The following is a 21,930-nucleotide window of genomic DNA, read 5'->3' as shown; positions in this document are numbered from 1 at the left end:
GCGCACGCAGTCCGCTCCTGACTAACGGAGCAGACTGCGTGAAGCGGGGGAGGTGGCTTGCGTGATCCTTGTTACACGCCCTGATTGCGGACGCGTTGCAAGGGGCGGCGCGATGTTAGTGGCTTAGTGCAGCGCCGGGCGGCATCTCGGGCGCATGCACCGTGACGGTCTTGCGGACCTTGGCGACATCGGTCGCGCTGACCGTCGAACCGGTGTTGCCCCAACTGTTGCGCACGAAGTTCGTGACGTCGGCGACTTCCTGGTCGTTCAGGCGCCAGCCAAAGGCCGGCATCGTGAACGAGGACGGCGCGGTCTTCGTGCCTTCGAGCGTGCTGCCGGTCAGTAGCACATGAATCAGCGAGGTCGCGTCCTGGCCCTGTACGACTGGATTGCCGCCCAGTGCCGGGAAAACGCGGGTGTAGCCGCGGCCGTCGCTGCGGTGGCAGGCGGTGCAGTTGTCGCGGTACACGGCGGCGCCGGGGGCGGTGGCGTCGCCGGTACGCAGGGCGTGAGCCGCCGTATCGTTGTACACGTACGGCGTTTCCTTCGGGTCGGTCGACGGCAGCGTCTTCAGGTAACGCGCGATCGCGGTCAAATCGGCGTCGCTCATGTGCTGCATGCTGTGCTGTACGACGTCCGTCATGCCGCCGAATGCCGCGGTGTGCTGCGTGCGTCCGGTCTTCAGGAATTGCACGATATCGGCTTCGCGCCACGAACCGATGCCGGTGCGCGGATTGCCACGCAGGCTCGACGGAATCCAGCCGTCAATCGTCGCGCCGCCCGCGAGAAACGCGGTGCCGTCGAGATCGCTCAGCGCGCGTTCCTGCATCGTCGCCGCACGCGGCGTGTGGCAGGCGCCGCAGTGGCCGAGGCCCTGCACCAGGTACGCGCCGCGTGCGACCACCGGATCGGCATAGTGCGTCGAATTGAACGCGACGGGATCAGGCGCGAACAGGTAACGCCAGATACCGAGTGGCCAGCGCATCGACAGCGGCCAGACGATATCGACCGCGCGGTTCGCCTGGTTCACCGGCGCGACACCTTGCGTGAAGTATGCGTACAGCGCATGCATGTCGTCTTCGCTCAGGCGCGCATACGAGGGGTACGGCATCGCCGGATACAGCGTGTCGCCGTTCGGCCGCACGCCAGCACGCACCGCACGATCGAACTGCGCGAAAGTCCATGAGCCGATACCGGTGTTGCGATCGGGCGTGATGTTGGTCGAGTAGATCGCGCCGATCGGCGTGTCGAACTTCAGGCCGCCCGCAAACGGTTTGCCCGATTGCGCCGTGTGACACGCGATGCAATCGCCGGCACGCGCGAGGTATTCACCGTGCGCGATCAAGACCGCATCGGTCTGAGGTTGAGTTTGTGTCTGAGTCGCTGCTTGCACGGCGAGCGGTGCGGACAACGCCACCGCGCAGACCGACGCTGCGCCCACGCGTTTGAATGCCTGACCCAGGCGTTTGATATCGATCTTATTCTTCATACGCTCACCAGCGGCCCGGGGTTCTTCAGATACTGCGTGCGAATCGCACGCGCCGACCAATAGGCGAGCGCGGCGACGAGGCCGGTCGGGTTGTAGCCGATGCCTTGCGGGAACGCTGACGAACCCATCACGAACACGTTGTGCACGTCCCAGCTTTGCAGATAGCGGTTCAGCACGCTCGTCTTCGGATCGGTGCCCATCACCGCCCCACCGACGAGGTGAGTGGTCTGATAGCGGCGTGAATCGAAGTGCGCGCCGAATTCGCGCGTATAGACGCTGATGTCCTTCGGCCCCATCTGCTGCGCGATCTTGTGCATCTGTCCGGTCACGTAACGCGCCATCTTGATGTCGTTGTCCTTCCAGTCGAAGGTCATGCGCAACAGCGGCTGACCGTATGAATCGCGATAGGTCGGATCGAGGTCGAGGAATACGTCGCGATACGACATGTTGGAGCCGTGTGCGTCCATCGAGATCGTGTGCGCGTAGTGGTCCTTCACCGACTTCTTCCAGTCCACGCCCCAGTTCGGCGTGCCCGCCGGGGTCGCGATGCCGCTGATCGGCTTGGTGCCGGCCTGGTTCACCCACAACGGCGAGCCGCCGACAAAGCCGAGCGGACCGTGATCGAAGTTGTCGGCATTGAAGTCGTCCACAGCGACGCCGTTACCGCCCGCGCCGATGAACGGATTGGTGAATGTGTCCTTGTCGAAGAACGCGGTGATCGTCGAGAGGTTCTGATACGCGAAATTGCGGCCGACGACGCCTTCGCCCGAGATCGGGTCATACGGCTTGCCGATGCCCGACAGCAGGAGCAGGTGGACATTGTGATACTGGAACGCCGCGACGATCACGAGATCGGCGGCCTGAAAGACTTCGTTGCCCGCCGGATCGACGTACGTTACGCCCTTGGCGCGTTTTTTCGTATCGTCGAGTTCGACGCGCAGCACGTGGCAACGCGAACGCAGTTCGAAGTTCGGCGACTGCTTCAGCGCGGGCAGGATGTTCAGATTCGGCGACGCCTTCGAGTACATGTAGCACGCGTAGCCGCTGCAGAATCCGCAGAAGTTGCACGGTCCCATCTGCACGCCGTACGGGTTCGTGTACGGACCGGACGTATTCGCCGAAGGCAAGCGGTATGGGTGCAGTCCGAGTTCGTGGGCGGCTTTGCCGAAGCGCTCGGCCGAGTACGTGTTCAACTGCGCGGCGAGCGGGAAGTTGTCGCTGCGTGGCGCTTCGAACACGTTGCCGTCGCCGACCACTTTGCCGTTGACCTTATAAGCCTGGCCCGAGGTGCCGAACACTTTCTCGGCGAAGTCGAAATGCGGTTCGAGTTCGTCGTAGCTGACGCCGTAATCCTGGATCGTCATTCCTTCCGGAATGAAGCGCTTGCCGTAGCGTTCTTCGTAGTGGCTCTTCAAACGCAGTTCTTCCGGCGTGATGCGGAAATGCACGCCCGACCAATGCAACCCGGCGCCGCCGACGCCTTCGCCCGGCAGGAACGCGGCAAGCTGCCGATAAGGCAGCGCCGTATCGCCGACGTTATGACGGATCGACACGGTGGTCTTGGAGAGATCGAGGAACAGCTTCTTGCGGACGTTGTAGGTCAGCTCGTCGATCGTGTTCGGATACGCGCCGTCCGGATAGGTGTCGCGATACTCGCCGCGTTCGAGCGCGACCACTTTGAGGCCGGCCTCGGTGAGCTCCTTCGCGAGGATCGCACCGGTCCAGCCGAAGCCGACGATGACCGCGTCGACGTGCGGTTTGGTTTGCGTGGTCATCAGGTGCGTTTTCCTTGGATCGATACAGGGCCATACGGATACGCCTGGCCGTTCTGGTTGACGAAGTCCATGAAATCGGCGCGCGCGCCGGGGAAGCCGATCATCTTCCAGCCGCCCATGTCGCGATTGCCGCCGTGGATCGGGTCGCACAAGTAGCCTTCGCGGGTGTTTTGCAGCAACTGGCCGAAGAAGACGCCAGCCGGGACGTCCGCGAGATCGATCTTGCCTGTCTCGAGCGCGGCCAGCACGGTGTCGCGCGTGGGCGCGTCGAGGGCGTCGAACGTATGCGAGTAGGTCTTCGTGCAGTAGGCGTTGACCGCGGCGATGCCCAGACGATAGAGATCGCGCGGCACGAGCTTCAACTGATAGCCGAGTTCCGGCGCGCCTTGCGTGAACGGGCCTTGCATGTACCAGAGCGCGCCGTGTGCGTACGGCGTGTCCATCTGCCGGTCGATGAATTCGGGCACGCCGGCTTCGACCGCGCCCGGGCCTTCGCTATCCGCTGGGATCAGACGGTCGACGGCCGCATGGACGAACGCCCATTCCTTCGCGTCGAAGAAGTGCGGTTTGTAGTCGGCGCCGGAGGCTTGGCCCGCGGAAGCGGGGCCGTTCGAGCCCTGGGCGGTCGTGGCGGATTGCTTGACTTCACAGCCGGCGAGGGTCCCGGCAGGGACCAGTGCGACGGCCGTGCGTAAGAAGCCGCGGCGAGTAGTGAGAGGAGATTGAGCCATATTGTTCTTTATCACGAGATGGGAGTGGCGCTATGGCGCCCCCGGGCAGTCGTCGGATTGCGGCGTCATGGTAAATGGAACCGGTTCCAAAGTCTTTTTACTTTTTTACAATAAGCTGTTTCATGAAGTGATGAAATGTCGCTTTTTGCGAAAAATCGCTTTCAAATCATAGATGTTTTTAGGCCGGGGCGGCCGATGCGGCGATTCGGGCGAGTTCGTCACGATTGACGCGAAAAAGCGACGTTTTTTGCAGTCGCACGGCTATCAAAGGCCGGTCGACCTCGGGCGACGGCGACGCGAAGGCTCAAACCCATCGCGATCATCGGCTGGGTACCGAACGCTGCGCACCAGGAAGTTTTCGTCAGGGGACCAATGGTCAGCGGGTCCGGTGCGATACCCGATGTCTGGTCACGCTCAATCGAGGCGGTCGCATGGACGTGGTTTACCCGCGCTTACTGCGCGCCTGCGATGGCGAGTGGTTGCCAGCAGTGGCCGGCACTGGCCATATGGGTCACGTGAATCCCGCTATATCGTCCAGCCATATTGCGCCGCGCCCGGCGTGGGACTACTTTTCGCCTGCTGCAAACCGGCGAAAACCGATGAACCCTACAAATTGCAAGCAAGTTCTGCGCTGAAGGGCTCTTTTCGACGCCAGTGCCACGCGCTGCCGGGGCACACATCACGACGATAATCAAGGAGACAAGCTGTGCTTCCTGCAACCATGCCGATCAACGTCGGCAATACCGCTTTCATGCTGCTCTGCGCGAGCCTCGTCATGCTGATGACGCCGGGTCTCGCGTTCTTCTACGGCGGCCTTGTCGAACGCAAGAACGTGCTGGCGATCATGATGCAGAGCTTCATCTCGCTCGCATGGACCACCGTGCTGTGGTTTATGTTTGGCTACTCGATGTGTTTCGGCCCAAGCTGGCACGGCATTATCGGCGACCCGACCTACTATGCGTTCCTGCGCGGCATTACGCTGCAAACTATGTACACGGGCAACGACGCGGGCATTCCGCTGGTGGTCCACGTCGCCTATCAGATGATGTTTGCGATCATCACGCCGGCGCTGATTACCGGTGCGTTCACCAACCGCGTGACGTTTAAAGCGTACTTCCTGTTTCTGACCGGCTGGCTGGTGCTGGTGTATTTCCCGTTCGTACACATGGTATGGAGTCCGGATGGACTGTTCGCGAAGTGGGGCGTGCTTGATTATGCCGGCGGTATTGTCGTCCACAACACCGCCGGATTCGCCGCGCTAGCGTCAGTGTTGTATGTGGGGCGCCGTCAGACCGTCTCGCACAAGCCGCACAACGTACCGTTGATCGCGCTCGGCACGGGACTGCTGTGGTTCGGCTGGTACGGTTTTAACGCCGGCTCCGAGCTGCGCGTCGACGCCATCACGGCTTCGTCTTTCCTTAACACCGACGTCGCCGCTTCGTTCGCTGCCATTACGTGGCTGCTGATCGAATGGGCCAACGCGCGGCAGCCGAAGTTCATCGGCTTGCTGACCGGTTCGGTCGCCGGCCTCGCGACCATCACACCCGCAGCCGGCTATGTGTCGTTGAGCACAGCCGCCGTGATCGGGATTTCCGCGGGGGTGATCTGTTATTACGCTGTCGCGCTGAAAAACCGGCTCGGCCTCGACGACGCGCTCGACGTGTGGGGCGTGCATGGCGTGGGTGGCCTGGTCGGTACCGTTCTGCTCGGCGTGTTTGCATCGAAGGCGTGGAATCCGAATGGCGCGGACGGCCTGTTGTTGGGCGGCGGCGCCTTCTTCGTCAAGCAGTGCGTTGCGGTGCTCGTGTCCGGCGTCTGGGCGTTCGTGTTCACGTGGGGCATGTTATGGCTGATCAACCGCGTGACACCCGTTAAGGTCGATGCAGCCGCTGAGCAGCAGGGGCTTGATGCCGAGTTGCATGGCGAAGCGGCTTATCTGGACGCGTAAGCGTAAGCACGAGGCCGATGCCGAGACCAGCATCTCCATCGGCAACATGACGCGGTTCGTCATAGAGACGAACCGCTCGCTCTTGTTGCGAAAGTGTCCGTAAATCGCGCCGCGCGTGAACCCCGCCCGCACCGCGCCGTATCTGGCGCGCGCCGGTTCGCTAGGCAGGCGTGCCCTCTCCCGCAGAACTGGCGCCCCCGCCACCCGTTCCACCGCCGTCATGAGCGCCGCCACCTCCCGGTGTGTCACCGTCGTGCTCGCCATGGGCGCCCCCGTCTTCACCGTCGCGATGGCGCATTGTGTGCGACACCTCGTCGAGCTTGTCGCCCAGCAGCTGCCGGACGACCACATAGAACACCGGAATCAGCAGCAAACCGAAGATGGTGGCGAACAGCATGCCGCCGATCACGCCGGTGCCAATTTCATGACGCGAAGCGGCGCCTGCACCCGATGAGACAACGAGCGGGAACACGCCGAGAATAAAGGCCATTGAGGTCATCAGGATCGGACGCAGTCTCAGCCGTGCCGCGGTCAGGACGGCGTCGCGCAGCGTCATGCCACGTTGCTGACCCTCCACCGCGAACTCGACAATCAGGATCGCGTTTTTCGCCGCGAGACCGATCACGGTCACGAGACCGATCTTGAAGTAGATGTCGTTCGGTACACCGAACGAAAGACAGAATGCCAGCATGCCGAGCATGCCGAGCGGCACGACCAGCAGCACTGCAGCCGGAATCGACCAGCTTTCATACAACGCGGCGAGACACAGGAACACCACCAGGATCGACAGCATCAGCAGCGTCACCGCCGACGAGCCCGACAGCAATTCCTGGAACGACTGGCCGGTCCAGTCCGCCGCGAAACCCACCGGCAACTGGTGGTCCACGATGTTCTGCAACACATCGATCGCCTGACCGGTCGAATAGCCAGCGGCCGAGTTGCCGACAACCTCGATCGCCGAGTAGCCGTTGTAGCGCGGTAGCACGGTCGGCCCGAAGCTCCATTTGGCATTCACCACACTAGAGAGCGGCACCATGTTGTAAGGGCTGATCGACGTGTTCGCGGGCGACGGATCGGCGGGCGTCGCGAAGCCGTTCGATACGGTCGCACTATTCGATGACAACTGGCTCGCGGCCGTGCTCGTGCCGCTACCGGTTGTGAACAGGCTCGGCGTATACAGGTGCTGGAGCGCATCGAGCCCCATCCGGTACGGCGCGTCCGCCTGGATATAGACACGCTTCACTCGCCCGCCGTAAGTGAACTGGTTGACGTAGAACGGCGCGAGCTCCATCTCGAGCGTATCGTAGACATCGGTCAGCGACAGGCCCATCGCTTCGGCCTGGGTCCGGTCCACCGCGACGTCCAGTTGCGGCGCACTCGGCAGCGAGTTGGGGCGGATCCCGAATAGCACAGGGCTCTTCGACGCGTTGCCGAGCAGCGTGGCCGTGGCCTGGGCAAGCTCCGCGCGCGACTGGCCGGCACGCGCCTGCAGATACATATCGATGCCGCCAAACTGGCTGAGACCGCGGATGGTCGGGAGATTTACCGCGAAGATCTGCGCATCGGGAATGGAATGCAGGATCTGGTTGATCTGCGGAATCAACTGCATCGCGGTGTCATGGCGCTTGTTCCAGTCCGCCAGCTTGATGAACGACATACCGACGTTTTCGCTCGTGCCGACAAAGCTGAAGCCTTCCGGCTGAAAAATGCCGACGATTTCCTTGCCGACCGCACTGTGTTCGAGCTTGTCGCGTACCTCGGCCATCACGTGATCGGTGCGCTGCAGCGTCGAGCCGGGCGGCAGATTGATGAGTGCGAGCACGAAGCCCTGGTCCTCGTCGGGCACAAAGCTGGTCGGCAGTTTCGTGTACAGGAAACCGGTTAGCACGACGACGAGCACAAACACGATCATCCAGCGCGGCGCATGGTGCACGGCGCTGCCGGCATGGCCGAGATACTTTTTCGACGTCCAGTCGAACGTGCGGTTGAACCAGCGGTAGATCGCGCTTTTCTTGTCCGGGTGTTCGGGCCTCAGGATCGCCGCGCATAGCGAAGGCGTGAACGACAGCGCGAGGAACGCGGAGAATCCCATCGACACCGCGATCGTCAGCGCGAACTGCGCGTAGATGATGCCGGTCGCGCCCGGCTGCAGCGCGGACGGGATGAACACGGCGGAGAGCACCACCGTGATCGCAACAATGGCGCCGGTGATCTGGCCCATTGCCTTGCGTGTCGCCGCTCGTGGCTCCAGATGCTCCTCGCTCATGATGCGTTCGACGTTTTCGATCACGACGATCGCGTCGTCAACCACAATGCCGATCGCCAGCACCATGCCGAACAGCGTCAACTGGTTGAGCGTGTAGTGCAGCGCCGACAGGCCGATGAACGTACCGAGCAGCGCCACCGGAATTACGAGCGTCGGGATGATCGTGGCCCGCAGATTCTGCAGGAAGATCAGCATGACGAAAAATACCAGCACGATCGCCTCAATGAGCGTGCGGATCACGTCGACGATCGACGCGGTGATAAACGGCGTGGTGTCGTAGGGCACGCTCCACGTGACGCCTTGCGGCAAATCCCGCGCCAGCGTCGCCATCTCGGCTTTGACGGCCTTCGCGACCGCGAGCGCATTCGCACCCGGCAGCAGGAAAACCGCCATCCCCCCAGCCGCCTTGCCGTTATAGACCGGCGCGAAGCCATACGTCTGCGAGCCGAACGAAATACGCGCCACGTCGGAGAGCTTGACCGTGGTGCCGTTGTTGTTCGCCACGATAATGATGTCCTGGAACTGCTTGAGCGACGAAAACAGGCTGTCGCCCGTCACGTTCGCCGTAAACACCTGTCCTTTCACGGCCGGATCCGCGCCCAGCGAGCCGGCTGCGAACTGTGCATTTTGCGAGCTCACGGCATTGAGCACCTGGCTCGTCGATAGTCCGTAGCTCTGCAGCTTGTCCGGGTCGAGCCAGATGCGCACCGCGTACTCCGAGCCAAGCAGCGTGGTATTGCCGACCCCGTTCACACGGCCGATGTTAGGCTGGATTTGCGAGGCGAGAATATCGGAGAGCCGCCCGGCATCGATCGCGGGATTATCTGACTGCAGCGCGACGAACAGCAGGATGTCCGGGCTTGCCTTCGCCACAACCACACCTTGCTGGGTGACCTGCGAAGGCAACAGAGGCTCGGCGAGCGTGACCTTGTTCTGCACCTGCACCTGGGCGATGTCCGGGTTGGTGCCGGTCGCGAACGTGAGGGTGATCTGGGTCTGGCCGTTCGAGCTGGAGTTCGAACTGAAATACAGCAGATTGTCGATGCCGGTAAGCTGCTGCTCGATCACCTGGGTCACCGTCGATTCCATCGTCTGGGCGCTCGCGCCCGGATACTGCGCGGTGACGGTCACTTCCGGTGGTGCGATGTCCGGGTACGAATCGATCCCCATGCCGTGCACCGCGATGATGCCGAACAGCGAGATCAGGATCGCGATGACCCAGGCGAAGACGGGACGGTTAATAAAAAAACTCGGCATGAGCGGTCTCCTACTGCGTCATGCCGGCCGAAGCCGATGATGCTGCGGAAACCTGCGCCGCTGCGGGACCCGACGCCGCCGCCGGGCTTGACACAGCCGGTGTCGTGATCGCAGCCGAATCCGCAGCCGCCCCCGACGCTGCCGCAGGCGCCTGCCACGCGACGGTCTTCACCTGCGCACCTTCCCGCACCATCTGTACGCCTGTCGCGATGATCTGGTCACCTTCTGCCAGCCCGTGGGTGACGACCCAGTTGTTGCCAAGACTATTGGTCGCCTCGACGTCCTTGCGTGTCACCTTGCCGTCCGCGCCGACCACAAACACGTATGCACCGACCGTGTCGCGCTGCACTGCCTGCTGTGGAATCAGGAACACATTGTTCTGCTGGCCGAAATTAACGGTCAGCGTTACATACATGCCAGGCAGCAGGCGCCGCTGCGGGTTCGCGACGAGCGCACGCATATTGATCGAGCCGGTTGCGGCATTCACCGTCACGTCGGAGAAATCGAGGGTGCCTGCCGTGCCGTACGACGTATGATTGGGCAGCCCGATCCGCACCGTGGTCTGGTTCTGTTGCTGCAGATTGATCGAGCCGTTGCTCTGGGACTGCTGCAGCGTCGCCAGATCGGCCGAACTGATCGTGAAGTTCACGTACATCGGATCGATCTGCTGGACCGTCGTCAGCAGCGTGCCGCTGCCACCCGTGTCGGACGTGCTGGTGCCGACCACCGCGCCCGCCGTCACCTGTTGCTGTCCGGCGATACCGCTGATTGGCGCCGTCACGCGCGTGTAGTTAAGCGAAACCCGTGCGCTTTCGACGCTTGCCTCGTCGGCCTTGACCTTGGCCGCGGCGCTGCGTTCGGCGGCATCGGAATTGTCGACCGTCTGCTGCGAGACCGAGCCGATTGGCAGCAGCTTGCGGTTGCGCACGGCGGTGACGTGGTCGTTGACGTAGGTAGCCTGATCCTCGGCCAGCACCGCAAGGTCGTTATTCAGCTGCGCGCGGTAAAAGACCGGATCGATTTCGAACAGCAGTTGCCCCGCGCGAATCTGCGAGCCTTCCGTGTAGGTGCGCCGCAGCAGCACGCCGGACACGCGCGCCGTCACATTGGCGCTGTAGTAAGGCGAAAGCCGGCCGACAAACTGACGCTCGAGCGGCACCGTCTGCGATTGCGCCTTCACTACGGCGACTTGCGGCGGGGGAGGCGGCGGCGCGTGTTTCGAGCAGGCGGCGAGTACGATCAGACACAGGTACGACAGCGACGCGCGCTGAGAACGTGACTTCATGAGAACTCCGCTCTTGCTTAAGGCCGGCACACGCGTGCTGCGAGCGATGCCAGACCGTATGGAACAGCATGTGAGTCAGTCGGCAGACTGCGCCGAGGCAGGTCGTACAGCAGTTTCGGAAGCGGGCGAAGCAGCGGCGGCCGGCACCGAAACGACCTTGGCGTCATCGCGCTGCCAACCGCCGCCAAGGTTTTTGACGAGTAACACGTTGCTCTCGGCGAGTAGAGCCTGCGTATCGCGCAGGTTCTGCTGCGCCTGGACCAGGGTGAGGCGCTGCGTCAGCACGTTCTGCTCGCTGGACGCGCCGGCATTGAACTGCGCCTGTTGGCTGGCGAACAGCCGGCTGCTGCTGTCGAGCACCTGCGCGAACGCGCTTTCCTGGGCCCGCAGGTGATTCATCGATGAGAGGCTGTCCTCCACGCTCTGGAACGCCGTCAGCACGGTATTGCGGTAGTTCGCGACGTCTTCGTCGTAGGTCGCGCGCGCCTTGTGTACCGCGGCTGTGCGTTCGCCGCCGTCGAAGATCGTGGCGGCGAGATCGGGGCCGAGCGTCCAGAAGCGGCTCGGCACCGTGAAGAGATGCGCGAACGTGTTGTGCGCAAAACCGCCTTCGGCCGAGAGCGTGAGGGTCGGAAAGTACGCGGCTTCGGCGACGCCGATGGTCGCGTTGGCCGCCGCCGCCGTGCGCTCGGCGCTCACCACGTCGTAGCGCCGCTCCAGCAGTTGCGAAGGCAGCGCGGGTGGCACGTCCGGCTGAACGAAGGGGTAGTCAGGATCGGGGGCGATGCTGAATGACTCGGGCGGCGTGCCGGCCAGCACGGCAATCGCGTGCTCGTCCTGCTCGCGGGTCGTTTCGGTTGCCTGTAGATCGGCGATCACCGTTTGGAGGTTCTCCTGCGCGTTGAGCACGTCGTCGCCCGACGCCGCGCCTTCTTTGAACCCGGTCTGCGTCATCACGAGAATGCGGCTGTAGATGTACTGCTGCTCCTTCAGCGCGCGAATGTCGTAGTCGGCCTGGCGTAGCTGGAAGTAGTCGGTCGCGACACTGGCCGCGATCGAAATGCGCTCACCAGCAAGCTGCGCATCCGACGCCTCGGCGTTCGCTTTCGCTTCCTCGATCTCGCGCCGTATCTGTCCCCACAGGTCCAGCTCCCAGCTGACGGTCCCGGTAGCAGCCACGGCGTTGCCTGCCGAGGCCGACGAGCCGGTACTTGCTGAGAGCCCCTGGATATTGCCGCCGGAGCGCGCACCGGCGAGGCCTGCCGTGACAACTGGAAACAGGCCCGCGCGGCTGGACTCCACGGTCGCGAGCGCGACGCGATAGGCAGCTTCAGCCGCCGCGATCGACTGATTTGCCTTCAACGCCTGCTCGACGAGACCATTGAGCTTGTCGTCGCCATACATGCGCCACCAGGTGCTTGAGATCGCCGCCTGCGGATTCGCCTCGGCGCGCTGCCAGTCCACGCCTTCCTTGAACCCTTCCGGCACCTGGAGCTCAGGCCTGCGATAGTCCGGGCCGACCATGCACGCCGCAAGGGACGTGACGAGCACGAGCGCCACGCCGCCTTTCATCGCGCGTCGCGATCGAAGGTGTGTAGCCTTTTTGCAAGCAAATCCCAAGGTGCGTGAATGACTTCTCAAGTGCATTCTCCGGTCCCATGTAAGGCACTTACACTGGTTCCATACAGATTCGTTCTGCACACCGGATCAGCAATCCGGCAACGAGATGACACCTACTTTAGCGGGATTAAACCAACTCTGCAGCGCGGCGCCACCAGAAGAAAATTGCAATGGCGACTGCCACTTCGCACTACCCCGGCGAAAACTTCACCAGCCGCGGGAGCGGCTTGGCCGTGCCGACCGGCATATGTCATTTTCAGGTGACGGGACGATACCTGCGCCGACGCTGCATATCGAGGCCCAATGCGGAGGCCCAATGCGGAGGTCCAATGCGGAGGTCCAATGCGGAGGTCCAATGCGGAGGTCCAATGCGGAGGTCCAATGCGGAGGTCCAATGCGGTTCCATGGCATTATCGTGTGCACTTTCACACCACCGCAGGAGCGTACGCCATGGCGACCTATATTGTCTTCACGAAAGAAAGCACGCAGGATCAGGGTGAACTCGACATCTACCAAAGCAAGGTGGGCGAGACCTTCAAAGGTCATCCCGTCAAGATTCTCGCTGCCTATGGACCTCAGCAGATCCTTGAGGGCGACGGGCCAGAGGGCGTCGTGATCGTTGAGTTTCCGTCAACGGCGGCCGCGCGGGCATGGTACGACAGCCCTGCGTATCAGGAGGTCGTGCAGCACCGGTTCAAGGGCGCGCGCTATCGTGCCGTTCTCGTCGAAGGCATGTGACGAAAGACGGCGACGATCGGGCGCGTGGCGTTCAGCCGGCCTTGGCCTACGACTCTAAAAGGAAACATGAGACGACTGTTCCTCGCTGCGCTCGCAGCCACCGCTTTCTCGACGTGCGTTCATGCACAAAGCAACGCGTCCGGCCCGCTCGTCACACCCTCGGGCCAACTGCAATTCGTGCGCGTCGACCGCGATTTCGTGGGGATGCTCGGCAACGAGATTTTCGATCGCTTCGGTGCGAACACGCTCGCGCATTTCGATGACATCAGCAATGCAAATGACACCATCACGCGCACGCTCGTGCAGACTGATTCCGGCCCGGTGCTTTACGACTTTCGCCACCATCCGCCACTTGTGCAGCGCTCGGGTGAGCGCATCACGGTCAAGCGCGTGTTCTGGCAAGGCGATGAAGTCGTGATGCAAAGTTCGCAAGGCTGGTTCCGATTCAAAGGCGGCGTACTGACGAAGCTGAAGTCGTCTACGACGACGTACCATTGATGATGCGCGTACCTCGAACACACGCTCGCCAGCGATGACATACATCGCCTCACGCGAACTATTTTGGATTGCTGATAAATGTGAAGCGCAACACCCATGGAAAACCTCCTCAAGAAACTCGATCTCACCTCGCTGCGCCTGTTCGTCGCCGTCTGCCAGGAACAGAACATCGCGCGCGCGGCCGAGCGCGAGTTCATCGCGTCGTCCGCGGTGAGCCGGCGCATCGCCGAGATCGAGGCGCTGATCGGCTTGCCGGTGATTCAGCGCCAGTCGCGCGGTATTACGGTGACGCCCGTCGGCGAGACCGTGCTGCGCTATGCGCTGGCGATCATCGGCAACATCGAACAGATGAGCGCCGAGTTGTCGCGCTTTTCGTCGGGGGCGAAGGGGCGGGTGCGGGTAGTGGCGAATCTCTCGTCGATCGTGCAGTTTTTGCCGGAAGACGTGGCGGCGTTCGGGCGCGCGTTTCCGGAGGTGTCGATCGAACTGGAAGAGGAGAACAGCGCGGACGTGCTGCGCATCGTCGACGAACACGGCGCGGACTTCGGCATCTGCAATCCGGTGACCGGCAGCGAAGCCTTCGAGCAGGTGCCGTATCGGGAAGACCGCCTGGCCGTGCTGGTGCCGGGCGGACATCGTCTTGCCAACGTGTCGCGCGTGGCGTTCGACGATCTGCTCGACGACAGCTTCGTCGGCCTGCGCAGCGAGAGTGCGCTGACGAAGCTGCTCGCGCAACAGGCGGCCGGTACGGGGCGGCAGATGGATGTGAAGATCCGCGTCAGCAGCCTCGATGCGCTGTGCCGGATGGTTCACGCCGGCCTCGGCATCGCGGTCGTGCCCGAGCAGGTGGGGCTGCTCTATGTGAATGCGCTTGACGTCCGGTTGCTGTCCTTGAGCGACGCCTGGGCCGTGCGGCGCCTCATCATGATCTTCAAGGCGCGTGATCAGTTAAGCGCGAGCGCGGCGGCGCTGGTGGGGTTCCTCGGCAGCAAGCCCTAGCCTGCGGGACGCAGCGCATCATTCTCCAAACGAGACGTCTGCGTTGCTGGACTGGCACTTCGGCATCGCCTGCGCGCGCCGTATAGTGAGCGCAAGGAGAATGCAAATGAGCGATACGATTCGTCTGGACGGCCGCGTGCTGTACCTGTCACAGGACCCCGCGGTGATCGAGGCTCAACTGGCCGGAGACAATTTCACGCGCGCGAGCGCCGGCCCGCTGCGCGATAACGTGTCCACCGACGAAATCACGCCGGTCACCGTCATGCTCACCTATGACGAACGTCTCGGCCAGTATCCGTACGTCGGCTTCAAGGCGGGCGAGCGCCTGCCGATTGGCCGCAATGCGGTCAAGGACGGCGGCTTTCAGGTGACGGTGGCGGGCAAGCGCTACGGCAAGGGTTCGTCGCGCGAATCGAGTCCGTTGGCGGAGTTGTCGGCGGGTATCCGCCTGATCGTCGCGGAGAGCTTCGAGCGTATTTATCAGCAGAATTGCGACAACATCGGCATTCTCACCACCACCGATTTCTCCGTGCTCGAACGTCTGATCGACGGAGAGACGGTGCCGATCGACGAGTTTCTCAAAGGCCGCGACGCGCTCACGCAGCAGATCATTCGCAGCGGCGGATTGCTCGCGTACAGCAAGTTCGCGGACTGGCCCGCGCCGCGTGTGCGGGAGATGGCAAACGCGGCAAACGCCGCGAACGTGAACGCAACCGAGCCGAAGACACTGGTCGAGAAAATCATCGAGCGCCATCTTCATCCTGGCATTGAAAGCGCGCAGCGCGGGGACGGCGTGTTCATTGCCGCCGACTGGCGCTTTAGCCACGACTACTTCACCGGCATGTGCGCGCATCTGATGCATCGTGCGTTCGGCAAGCCGGCGCCGCTGCATGCGCCGGATCACATCATCGCGTTCCAGGATCATCTGGTGCTCGCTTCGCAAAGCATTCCGCACGTACGCGACGGATTGCTGCCGGGCGTGGCCAACCTGATGGAAGGGCACACGTCTTTCTCGCGCGACTATCCGGTGCGCTCGCACGGCGCGCTCGATAATTCGCCGGGTTCCGAAGGCATCTGTCATGCGCTGATGGCCGAGCAGTACGCGTTGCCGGGGCAGGTTGCCTGCGGCACCGATTCGCACACGCCGCATTCGGGCGCGCTTGGCTGCCTCGCATTCGGTGCGGGTGCAACGGAAATCGCCAATAGCTGGGTGACGGGCTACGTGCGCTGCAAAGTGCCGGAGACGTTACGCATCGAAATCGACGGTGCGTTGCGCGACGGCGTTACTGCGAAGGACGTCGTGCTGCATCTGTTGCAGATGGACGCGATCCGCTCGGGCGGCGCGATCGGCCTAGTGTTCGAATACGGCGGCGCGGCAGTGCGCGCGATGTCGATCGACGAACGCGCCACACTGACCAACATGGTCGCGGAGCTGGGCGGCTTCACGGGCATCGTGGAACCGGACGAACGCACGGTGGCGTTCCTGAAGGAACGGCGCGGCGTCTATTTCGCCCTTGAAAACTGGATGAAAAGCGATCCGGGCGCTACGTATCGCGACACGATTCGCATCGATGCCACCGCCATCGAACCGATGCTCGCGCGTCCAGGCGACCCTGGCAATGGCGTGCCGGCGCCGCAACTGGAGCAGGACGTCGCGATCGATATCGCGTATGGCGGCTCATGTACGGCGGGCAAGCGCGAAGACTTCGACTTCTATCACGAGGTGTTGCGCTGGGGCGTGGAGCAGGGCATGCGGGTGCCCGAGGGCACGCGTCTGTTCCTGCAATTCGGCACCATGGCGGTGCGCGCGTATTGCGAGAGCCAGGGCTATTTGCCGGTTTTCGAGCGCGCGGGCGTGACGCTCGTGATGCCGGGCTGCGGTTCGTGTGCGAATTGCGGACCGGGGCAGTCGGCCAATGCGAACGAGGTGACGATCAGCGCGATCAACCGCAATTTCCCCGGCCGTTCAGGGCCGGGCAATGTGTGGCTCGCGAGCCCGTACACCGTTGCGGCGAGCGCGCTGGCCGGAAAAATCAGCACCTTCGAACAATTGAAGCGCGCCCGCGGCTAGAATGCTGGCCGGACCTTGCGGCCCGGCATCGTGGTGCGCGTGACACGCGAAAGTACCCAAGGCCGGCGCAAGACCGGCCCCGGCGAGCATCTTCGTGCCTCGCCTGCATGACCTGCATCACCAGGAGACAAACAATATGGCATCCCCCGATCACGCCGGGTCCGTCGCGCGCAGCGCCGGCGGCGCGGAGTCCTCCGCAACTGCTGCGGCGTCAGTTACGCTCGACGCCGGCAGCATCTCCGCGCGCCTCGACCGCTTGCCCGCCACGCGCTCCATCTGGAAGCTTGTGGTGCTGCTGAGCCTCGGCTTCTTCTTCGAACTGTACGACCTGCTGTACTCGGGCTATGTCGCGCCGGGCCTCGTCAAAAGTGGCCTGCTGACCGCGACTACTCACGGCCTGTTCGGCTCGACCGGTGTCGCGAGTTTCATCGCCGCGTTGTTCAGCGGGCTGTTCATTGGCACGATCGCGTGCGGTTTTCTGGCGGATCGCTTCGGACGCCGCGCCGTGTTCACGTATTCGCTGCTGTGGTACACGGCGGCCAACGTCGTGATGGCGTTTCAGGAAACGGCTACCGGTTTGAATTTCTGGCGCTTCGTGGCGGGGATCGGCATCGGCGTCGAACTCGTGACGATCGGCACGTATATCTCGGAGCTGGTGCCCAAGCAGATTCGCGGCCGCGCTTTCGCGTGCGAGCAGGCGGTCGGTTTTACGGCGGTGCCGGTGGTCGCGTTCCTGTCTTATCTGCTGGTGCCGCGCACGCTGCTTGGACTCGACGGCTGGCGCTGGGTGGTGCTGATTGGCGCACACGGTGCGCTGTTTGTCTGGTGGATCCGGCGCGCCTTGCCGGAAAGCCCGCGTTGGCTCGCGCAGCAAGGGCGTCTCGCCGAAGCCGATCGCGTGATGAGCGAACTCGAAGCGAAAGTGCGCATCGAGTATGGCCGTGAACTGCCGCCGCCCGCGCCGCCGGTCCCGGTCGCGCCGCGCGGCAGCTTCCGCGATATGTGGGTGCCGCCGTACCGCAGCCGCACCCTGATGATGACGATCTTCAATATCTTCCAGACGGTCGGCTTCTACGGCTTTGCGAACTGGGTGCCGACGCTGCTGATCAAGCAGGGCATTACGATCACCACGAGCCTGATGTACTCGAGCGTGATCGCACTGGCCGCGCCTATCGGTCCAGTGATCGGCCTTTTTATCGGCGACCGCTTCGAGCGCAAGACGGTGATCGTGGTGATGGCGGCCGTGAACATCGTGTGCGGGTTGTGGTTCAGCCAGGCGGCGGGCGCGGTGCTACTGGTGAGCCTCGGCGTGTGTTTGACTCTGGCGGGCAATATCATTTCGTACAGCTTTCATGCGTATCAGACCGAGCTCTTTCCGACCAGCATCCGCGCGCGTGCGGTGGGCTTCGTCTATTCGTGGAGCCGCTTTTCGGCGATTTTCACGGCGTTTCTGATTGCGGCGGTGTTGAAGCACTTCGGTACCACCGGCGTGTTCGTGTTCATCGCCGGTGCAATGCTGATCGTGATGCTGGCAATCGGGTTAATGGGGCCGCGGACAAAGGGGCTCGAGCTGGAGAAAATATCCCGGTAGCCTGCAGACTCAGGGTGATGCAGAGAGCGGACCACAGCATCCGGAGGATCCCTTGCGGTCAATGGCGACGCAGCTTTCGCGAAAGGCAGGAGCGTTCTCCGCCTGAATCTCCATCGCCCTGGTTCGCCGGCGGAAGGTATGCCGCATCGTGGCGGCCGCGACTTCTAGTGGAGCGAAGGGCCGCGACCCACCCCAGAGATCTTGAATTTTCGCCGTCAAACTCAGTCCTGATACTAGCGTTATCAGAATTGGGAATTGATGCGCCCGTCCGCATATTTGTCTATCCTTCAGGGAGTGTGCTGACGTCCCGAACCACGTCGGCGAAGCAGGACAGCCCGTCGGGGGAGCCGAATATGCCGGATACCGGATCGAAACGGACGATTGGCCTCGCCCTTCAGGGGGGCGGAGCCCACGCAGCCTTCACGTGGGGCGTACTGGATCGCCTGCTGGATGAAGTGGCGAATGGCGGGTTGGTTATCAAGGCGATCAGCGGCACCAGCGGGGGCGCGTTGAACGGTGCGGCGTGCGCCTATGGTTTGCGTGACAATGCGGCGGAAGCCAAGCGATTGCTCGAGCGACTCTGGAACGCCGTCGGTGCCAGATCGTCCTGGTACCCGCTCCTCTTCAACTCGCCGACGGCAGAGCTGGACTCGCCGCAGCGATGGAACGTTGACTCCAACCTGTTCGTGATCGGACAGGGCATGCTAGAACAGATCAGCTCGCCGTACCTGACGCCCTGGCTACCGGATCCCATCGGCTCGATCATGGACGAGGTCATTCCTGATTTCGACCGGCTCAATCAGCATAACGACGACGCGCCCGACCTGTATGTCGCGGCGACGAATGTGAACCGCACTGCGTTGCGCATCTTTGGTCCGGGGGAAATCACGTCAAAGGCACTGATGGCCTCCACGTGTTACCCGACACTTTTCCAGGCGGTCGAAATCGGCGGTGAATTCTATTGGGACGGAGGATACATGGCCAATCCTGCGCTCAACCCGCTCGTCGATTCTGTGGACGATCTTCTGACTGTCCTCATTGATCCACTCTGTGTAGAACATGGACCACCGAAGCTGCCGCGACAAATCGTCAACCGGATCAACGAGGTGAGCTTTGGCTCGTCCTGGGTAACGGAAGTTCGACAGATCGAGTTGATCAACCAGCTCATCAGAGACAAGGTTATTCCTCACGAGGCTCCGAATGGCAAGACCTACGCCGAGAAGCGATTCCACGTGATACGAGCAGACGGCTTCATGGAGGAGATTGGAGCCGCGTCGAAGAACACGCCGTCACTCGGGTTCTTTCTCGCTTTGAGAAAGGCAGGATGGAAGGCGGGAAACGCATGGGTGCAGGATCACCTTGGCGATGTCGGCGTGAAGTCAAGTTTCGACCTGGACACGGAAGTGAAGAGCCGGCTGACCGGATCCGCGGACACGATCCGGTCGCTGCGGCCTGCAAACGGAAAGTCGTGATGACGCCTGGCATCAGGATCCTACGGCTTCAGGCCACCGTTTTATTGGCCATAATCTCGAGCGCGCGCACCATGGCGGAGTGATCCCACGCTTTGCCGCCGTTTGCCGCGCAGACGCTGAACAGCTGCTGGGCGCTTGCTGTGTGCGGCAGGGCGATGCCGAGCTTGCGTGCGCCGTCGAGCGCAAGGTTCAGGTCCTTCTGGTGCAGTTCGATGCGGAAGCCCGGATCGAAGGTGCGCCTGGTCATGCGCTCACCGTGCACTTCGAGAATCCGCGACGAAGCGAAGCCGCCCATCAACGCTTTGCGCACACGCTCCGGATCGGCGCCTGAGCTTGCCGCGAACAGGAGCGCTTCGGCCACGGCTTCGATGTTCAGTGCGACGATGATCTGGTTCGCAACCTTGCAGGTCTGGCCCGCGCCGTTGTCACCGATGAGCGAAATGTTCTTGCCCATCAGTTCGAACAGCGGCTTGGCCAATGCGAAGGCCTTCTCCGGGCCGCCCACCATGATCGTGAGTGTCGCTTCGCGTGCGCCCACTTCACCGCCTGACACCGGCGCGTCGAGATAGTCGCAGCCGAGTGCATTGATTCTCTTCGCGAAGGCTGTGATTGCCACGAGTCAATAGCGCGGCTTCTTGCGTGTCCAGTCGGGGCGGAATGTACGCATCTGGGCAACGTCGTCGCGCTGCGTGATGCCGCAACGCAAATATTGCTCATGCAGTGCGGCCAGCGCATCGCGATCCAGTTCGACGCCAAGCCCCGGTGCGTCGGTCAGTGTGACGCAGCCGTTCTCGATGGCGATCTTGCCGCCCTTGATGACCTCGTCGTCCTGCCACGGATAGTGGGTGTCGCACGCATAGGTCAGGTTGGGCACGGCCGCGGCCAGATGCGACATCGCCATCAGGCTGATGCCGAGGTGCGAATTGGAGTGCATCGACAGGCCAAGGCCGAACGTCTCGCACATGACCGCGAGCGATTGCGTCGCCCGCAGGCCGCCCCAGTAGTGATGATCCGACAGCAGGATCTGCACGCCGTTGAGCGTGACGTTGCGGCGGAATTCCTCCATGTTCGTCACGACCATGTTGGTGGCAAGCGGCAAGCCTGTCGCCTTGTGCAGTTCGGCCATGCCTTCAAGGCCGGGTGTGGGGTCCTCGTAGTAATCGAGATCGCCTTGGAGGTGCTTCGCCATGCGGATGGCGGTGTCGAGCGACCAGTTCGCGTTCGGATCGATCCGCAGGGGGTGATTGGGGAAAGCCCGCTTGAGGGCCTTCAGGCATTCGACTTCGTGCTCGGGGGCGAGCGCCCCCGCCTTGAGCTTGATGCTGCCGAAGCCGTAACGGTCGATCATGGTGCGCGCCTGCGCGACGATCTGATCTGCGCTGAGCGCCTCGCCCCAGGTGTCGGGCCGGTACGACGGATCGACGTCGCTCGCGAATTTGAAGAAGAGGTAGGCCGAGAACGGCACCTGCCGGCGCACGGCACCGCCAAGGAGTTCATGCACGGGAATGCCGAGTGAGCGTGCCTGCAGGTCGAGCAGGGCGACCTCGAACGCACCGAAGGTCTTGTGACCGGCCTTGTTCTGCTGTGAGCCGGGTGCCAGGTCCAGTTCGATGGCGTGCGTGCCCGTCTCGCTGGGACCGGCGCTTGACGCCACCTGGCGCCACAGCCCGTTCAGGTCGAACGGGCTGTGTCCGATGAGGCGGCCCTTGACGCGCAGCAGCGCATCGAGCACGGGCTTGTCACCATAGGTTTCGCTCAGACCGATCAGGCCGTTGTCGGTCTCCACCTCGATGATCGAGCGCAGGGCATACGGCTCGTGAACGCCGCTCGCGTTGAGTAGCGGCGGGTCGGAAATGGCTATGGGCGTGACGCGGACGGCGACGATCTTCATCTGCTAGCTCCCTTTCAGGTGGTGTGGCGCGGCCTCTGGACGCGCTGTCGGGTTGGTGCTGTTTGCGCCGGCGGCGCGGTACTGACGGACAGACTGGCTACCGCGGCAGCATTGCACTGCGCGCCAGATACTTTGCTTAAAGAGGAAAACGTTATCGCTGACATATTTAAATAACGTTTTCCTGAATTGTACACAAACGTTGTCGGCAAGCAAGTTTCGGGTTACATCGCGCCGCCTGATCGGAATGTAGGTGAGGGCGGTATCGCGATAAAACTTGGTAAAATTATAAAAATACTAAT

14 protein-coding genes and 2 pseudogenes are annotated in these 21,930 nt (G+C 62.6%); 7 read left to right on the top strand and 9 right to left on the bottom strand.

The genetic code is table 11. The features are described 5' to 3' along the window. Positions 1-115: 115 nt before the first annotated feature. From HHL24_RS23170 to HHL24_RS23160, 3 genes are read right to left on the bottom strand one after another with little or no spacing between them, the layout of a single operon-like run. Positions 116-1,489 (bottom strand): c-type cytochrome, encoded by a 1,374-nt coding sequence (locus HHL24_RS23170; RefSeq protein WP_169487699.1) that lies wholly within the window; start codon positions 1,487-1,489, stop codon positions 116-118. After that, positions 1,486-3,264, bottom strand: a complete 1,779-nt coding sequence (locus HHL24_RS23165; protein ID WP_169487698.1) for a GMC family oxidoreductase — start codon at positions 3,262-3,264, stop codon at positions 1,486-1,488. The genes HHL24_RS23170 and HHL24_RS23165 overlap by 4 nt, the downstream gene beginning before the upstream one ends. Next, positions 3,264-3,995, bottom strand: a complete 732-nt coding sequence (locus HHL24_RS23160; RefSeq protein WP_169487697.1) for a gluconate 2-dehydrogenase subunit 3 family protein — start codon at positions 3,993-3,995, stop codon at positions 3,264-3,266. The genes HHL24_RS23165 and HHL24_RS23160 overlap by 1 nt, the downstream gene beginning before the upstream one ends. Positions 3,996-4,701: 706 nt before the next feature. On the opposite strand from HHL24_RS23160, the gene HHL24_RS23155 reads away from it, so the two are divergent. Continuing rightward, complete coding sequence (locus HHL24_RS23155) at positions 4,702-5,943, top strand: ammonium transporter (RefSeq protein ID WP_206002982.1); 1,242 nt, start codon at positions 4,702-4,704, stop codon at positions 5,941-5,943. Positions 5,944-5,964: 21 nt separating this feature from the next. On the opposite strand, the pseudogene HHL24_RS44115 reads toward HHL24_RS23155, so the two are convergent. The 4 genes and pseudogenes from HHL24_RS44115 to HHL24_RS23135 form a co-directional block, all read right to left on the bottom strand. Beyond that, positions 5,965-6,078 (bottom strand): annotated as a pseudogene (locus tag HHL24_RS44115) (TetR family transcriptional regulator); the annotation flags it as partial. A 25-nt stretch (positions 6,079-6,103) separates the two neighbouring features. Then, the gene (locus tag HHL24_RS23145; protein ID WP_169487696.1) at positions 6,104-9,466 is read right to left on the bottom strand and encodes an efflux RND transporter permease subunit; all 3,363 of its coding nucleotides are present in this window, start codon (positions 9,464-9,466) and stop codon (positions 6,104-6,106) included. Positions 9,467-9,476: 10 nt separating this feature from the next. After that, positions 9,477-10,751 carry an efflux RND transporter periplasmic adaptor subunit gene (locus HHL24_RS23140; protein ID WP_169487695.1) on the bottom strand — a complete coding sequence of 425 codons (1,275 nt, stop codon included), beginning with the start codon at positions 10,749-10,751 and terminating at the stop codon, positions 9,477-9,479. A 75-nt stretch (positions 10,752-10,826) separates the two neighbouring features. Beyond that, positions 10,827-12,311, bottom strand: coding sequence for an efflux transporter outer membrane subunit (locus HHL24_RS23135; protein WP_329606723.1), 1,485 nt, complete (start codon positions 12,309-12,311; stop codon positions 10,827-10,829). A 510-nt stretch (positions 12,312-12,821) separates the two neighbouring features. On the opposite strand from HHL24_RS23135, the gene HHL24_RS23130 reads away from it, so the two are divergent. The 6 genes from HHL24_RS23130 to HHL24_RS23105 all read left to right on the top strand — a co-directional run bounded on the left by HHL24_RS23130 (position 12,822) and on the right by HHL24_RS23105 (position 19,740). Further along, positions 12,822-13,109: a DUF1330 domain-containing protein gene (locus HHL24_RS23130; protein ID WP_169487693.1), complete on the top strand. Its 288-nt coding sequence runs from the start codon at positions 12,822-12,824 to the stop codon at positions 13,107-13,109. A 66-nt stretch (positions 13,110-13,175) separates the two neighbouring features. After that, on the top strand, positions 13,176-13,607 hold the full coding sequence (locus tag HHL24_RS23125; RefSeq protein WP_169487692.1) for a hypothetical protein: 432 nt from the start codon (positions 13,176-13,178) through the stop codon (positions 13,605-13,607). A 96-nt stretch (positions 13,608-13,703) separates the two neighbouring features. Further along, positions 13,704-14,606, top strand: a complete 903-nt coding sequence (locus tag HHL24_RS23120; RefSeq protein ID WP_169487691.1) for a LysR family transcriptional regulator — start codon at positions 13,704-13,706, stop codon at positions 14,604-14,606. Positions 14,607-14,712: 106 nt separating this feature from the next. Further along, the gene (locus HHL24_RS23115; RefSeq protein WP_169487690.1) at positions 14,713-16,677 is read left to right on the top strand and encodes an aconitase family protein; all 1,965 of its coding nucleotides are present in this window, start codon (positions 14,713-14,715) and stop codon (positions 16,675-16,677) included. 136 nt (positions 16,678-16,813) lie between these two features. Continuing rightward, on the top strand, positions 16,814-18,268 hold the full coding sequence (locus tag HHL24_RS23110) for an MFS transporter (protein WP_169487689.1): 1,455 nt from the start codon (positions 16,814-16,816) through the stop codon (positions 18,266-18,268). Between the two features lie 353 nt (positions 18,269-18,621). Then, positions 18,622-19,740 (top strand): patatin-like phospholipase family protein, encoded by a 1,119-nt coding sequence (locus tag HHL24_RS23105; RefSeq protein ID WP_169487688.1) that lies wholly within the window; start codon positions 18,622-18,624, stop codon positions 19,738-19,740. Positions 19,741-19,768: 28 nt separating this feature from the next. Here the strand turns inward: HHL24_RS23105 and HHL24_RS23100 are convergent. After that, a pseudogene (locus tag HHL24_RS23100) lies at positions 19,769-20,344 on the bottom strand (NAD-binding protein); the annotation flags it as partial. A gap of 15 nt (positions 20,345-20,359) precedes the next feature. After that, positions 20,360-21,631, bottom strand: coding sequence for a glucarate dehydratase family protein (locus HHL24_RS23095; protein ID WP_169487687.1), 1,272 nt, complete (start codon positions 21,629-21,631; stop codon positions 20,360-20,362). Positions 21,632-21,930: the final 299 nt, after the last annotated feature.

Origin of the sequence: Paraburkholderia polaris (genome assembly GCF_012927345.1) — a bacterium.
Classification (GTDB): Bacteria; Pseudomonadota; Gammaproteobacteria; order Burkholderiales; family Burkholderiaceae; genus Paraburkholderia; species Paraburkholderia polaris.
The sequence above is the reverse complement of the archived record's forward strand: the minus strand, read 5'-3'. Positions and strand labels throughout refer to the sequence as shown.

Coding starts and splice junctions, on each gene's coding strand:
- HHL24_RS23120 (WP_169487691.1), top strand. CDS start 13,704: ATGGAAAACCTCCTCAAGAAACTCGATCTCACCTCGCTGCGCCTGTTC.
- HHL24_RS23145 (WP_169487696.1), bottom strand. CDS start 9,466: ATGCCGAGTTTTTTTATTAACCGTCCCGTCTTCGCCTGGGTCATCGCG.
- HHL24_RS23125 (WP_169487692.1), top strand. CDS start 13,176: ATGAGACGACTGTTCCTCGCTGCGCTCGCAGCCACCGCTTTCTCGACG.
- HHL24_RS23165 (WP_169487698.1), bottom strand. CDS start 3,264: ATGACCACGCAAACCAAACCGCACGTCGACGCGGTCATCGTCGGCTTC.
- HHL24_RS23095 (WP_169487687.1), bottom strand. CDS start 21,631: ATGAAGATCGTCGCCGTCCGCGTCACGCCCATAGCCATTTCCGACCCG.
- HHL24_RS23115 (WP_169487690.1), top strand. CDS start 14,713: ATGAGCGATACGATTCGTCTGGACGGCCGCGTGCTGTACCTGTCACAG.
- HHL24_RS23160 (WP_169487697.1), bottom strand. CDS start 3,995: ATGGCTCAATCTCCTCTCACTACTCGCCGCGGCTTCTTACGCACGGCC.
- HHL24_RS23140 (WP_169487695.1), bottom strand. CDS start 10,751: ATGAAGTCACGTTCTCAGCGCGCGTCGCTGTCGTACCTGTGTCTGATC.
- HHL24_RS23130 (WP_169487693.1), top strand. CDS start 12,822: ATGGCGACCTATATTGTCTTCACGAAAGAAAGCACGCAGGATCAGGGT.
- HHL24_RS23105 (WP_169487688.1), top strand. CDS start 18,622: ATGCCGGATACCGGATCGAAACGGACGATTGGCCTCGCCCTTCAGGGG.
- HHL24_RS23170 (WP_169487699.1), bottom strand. CDS start 1,489: ATGAAGAATAAGATCGATATCAAACGCCTGGGTCAGGCATTCAAACGC.
- HHL24_RS23110 (WP_169487689.1), top strand. CDS start 16,814: ATGGCATCCCCCGATCACGCCGGGTCCGTCGCGCGCAGCGCCGGCGGC.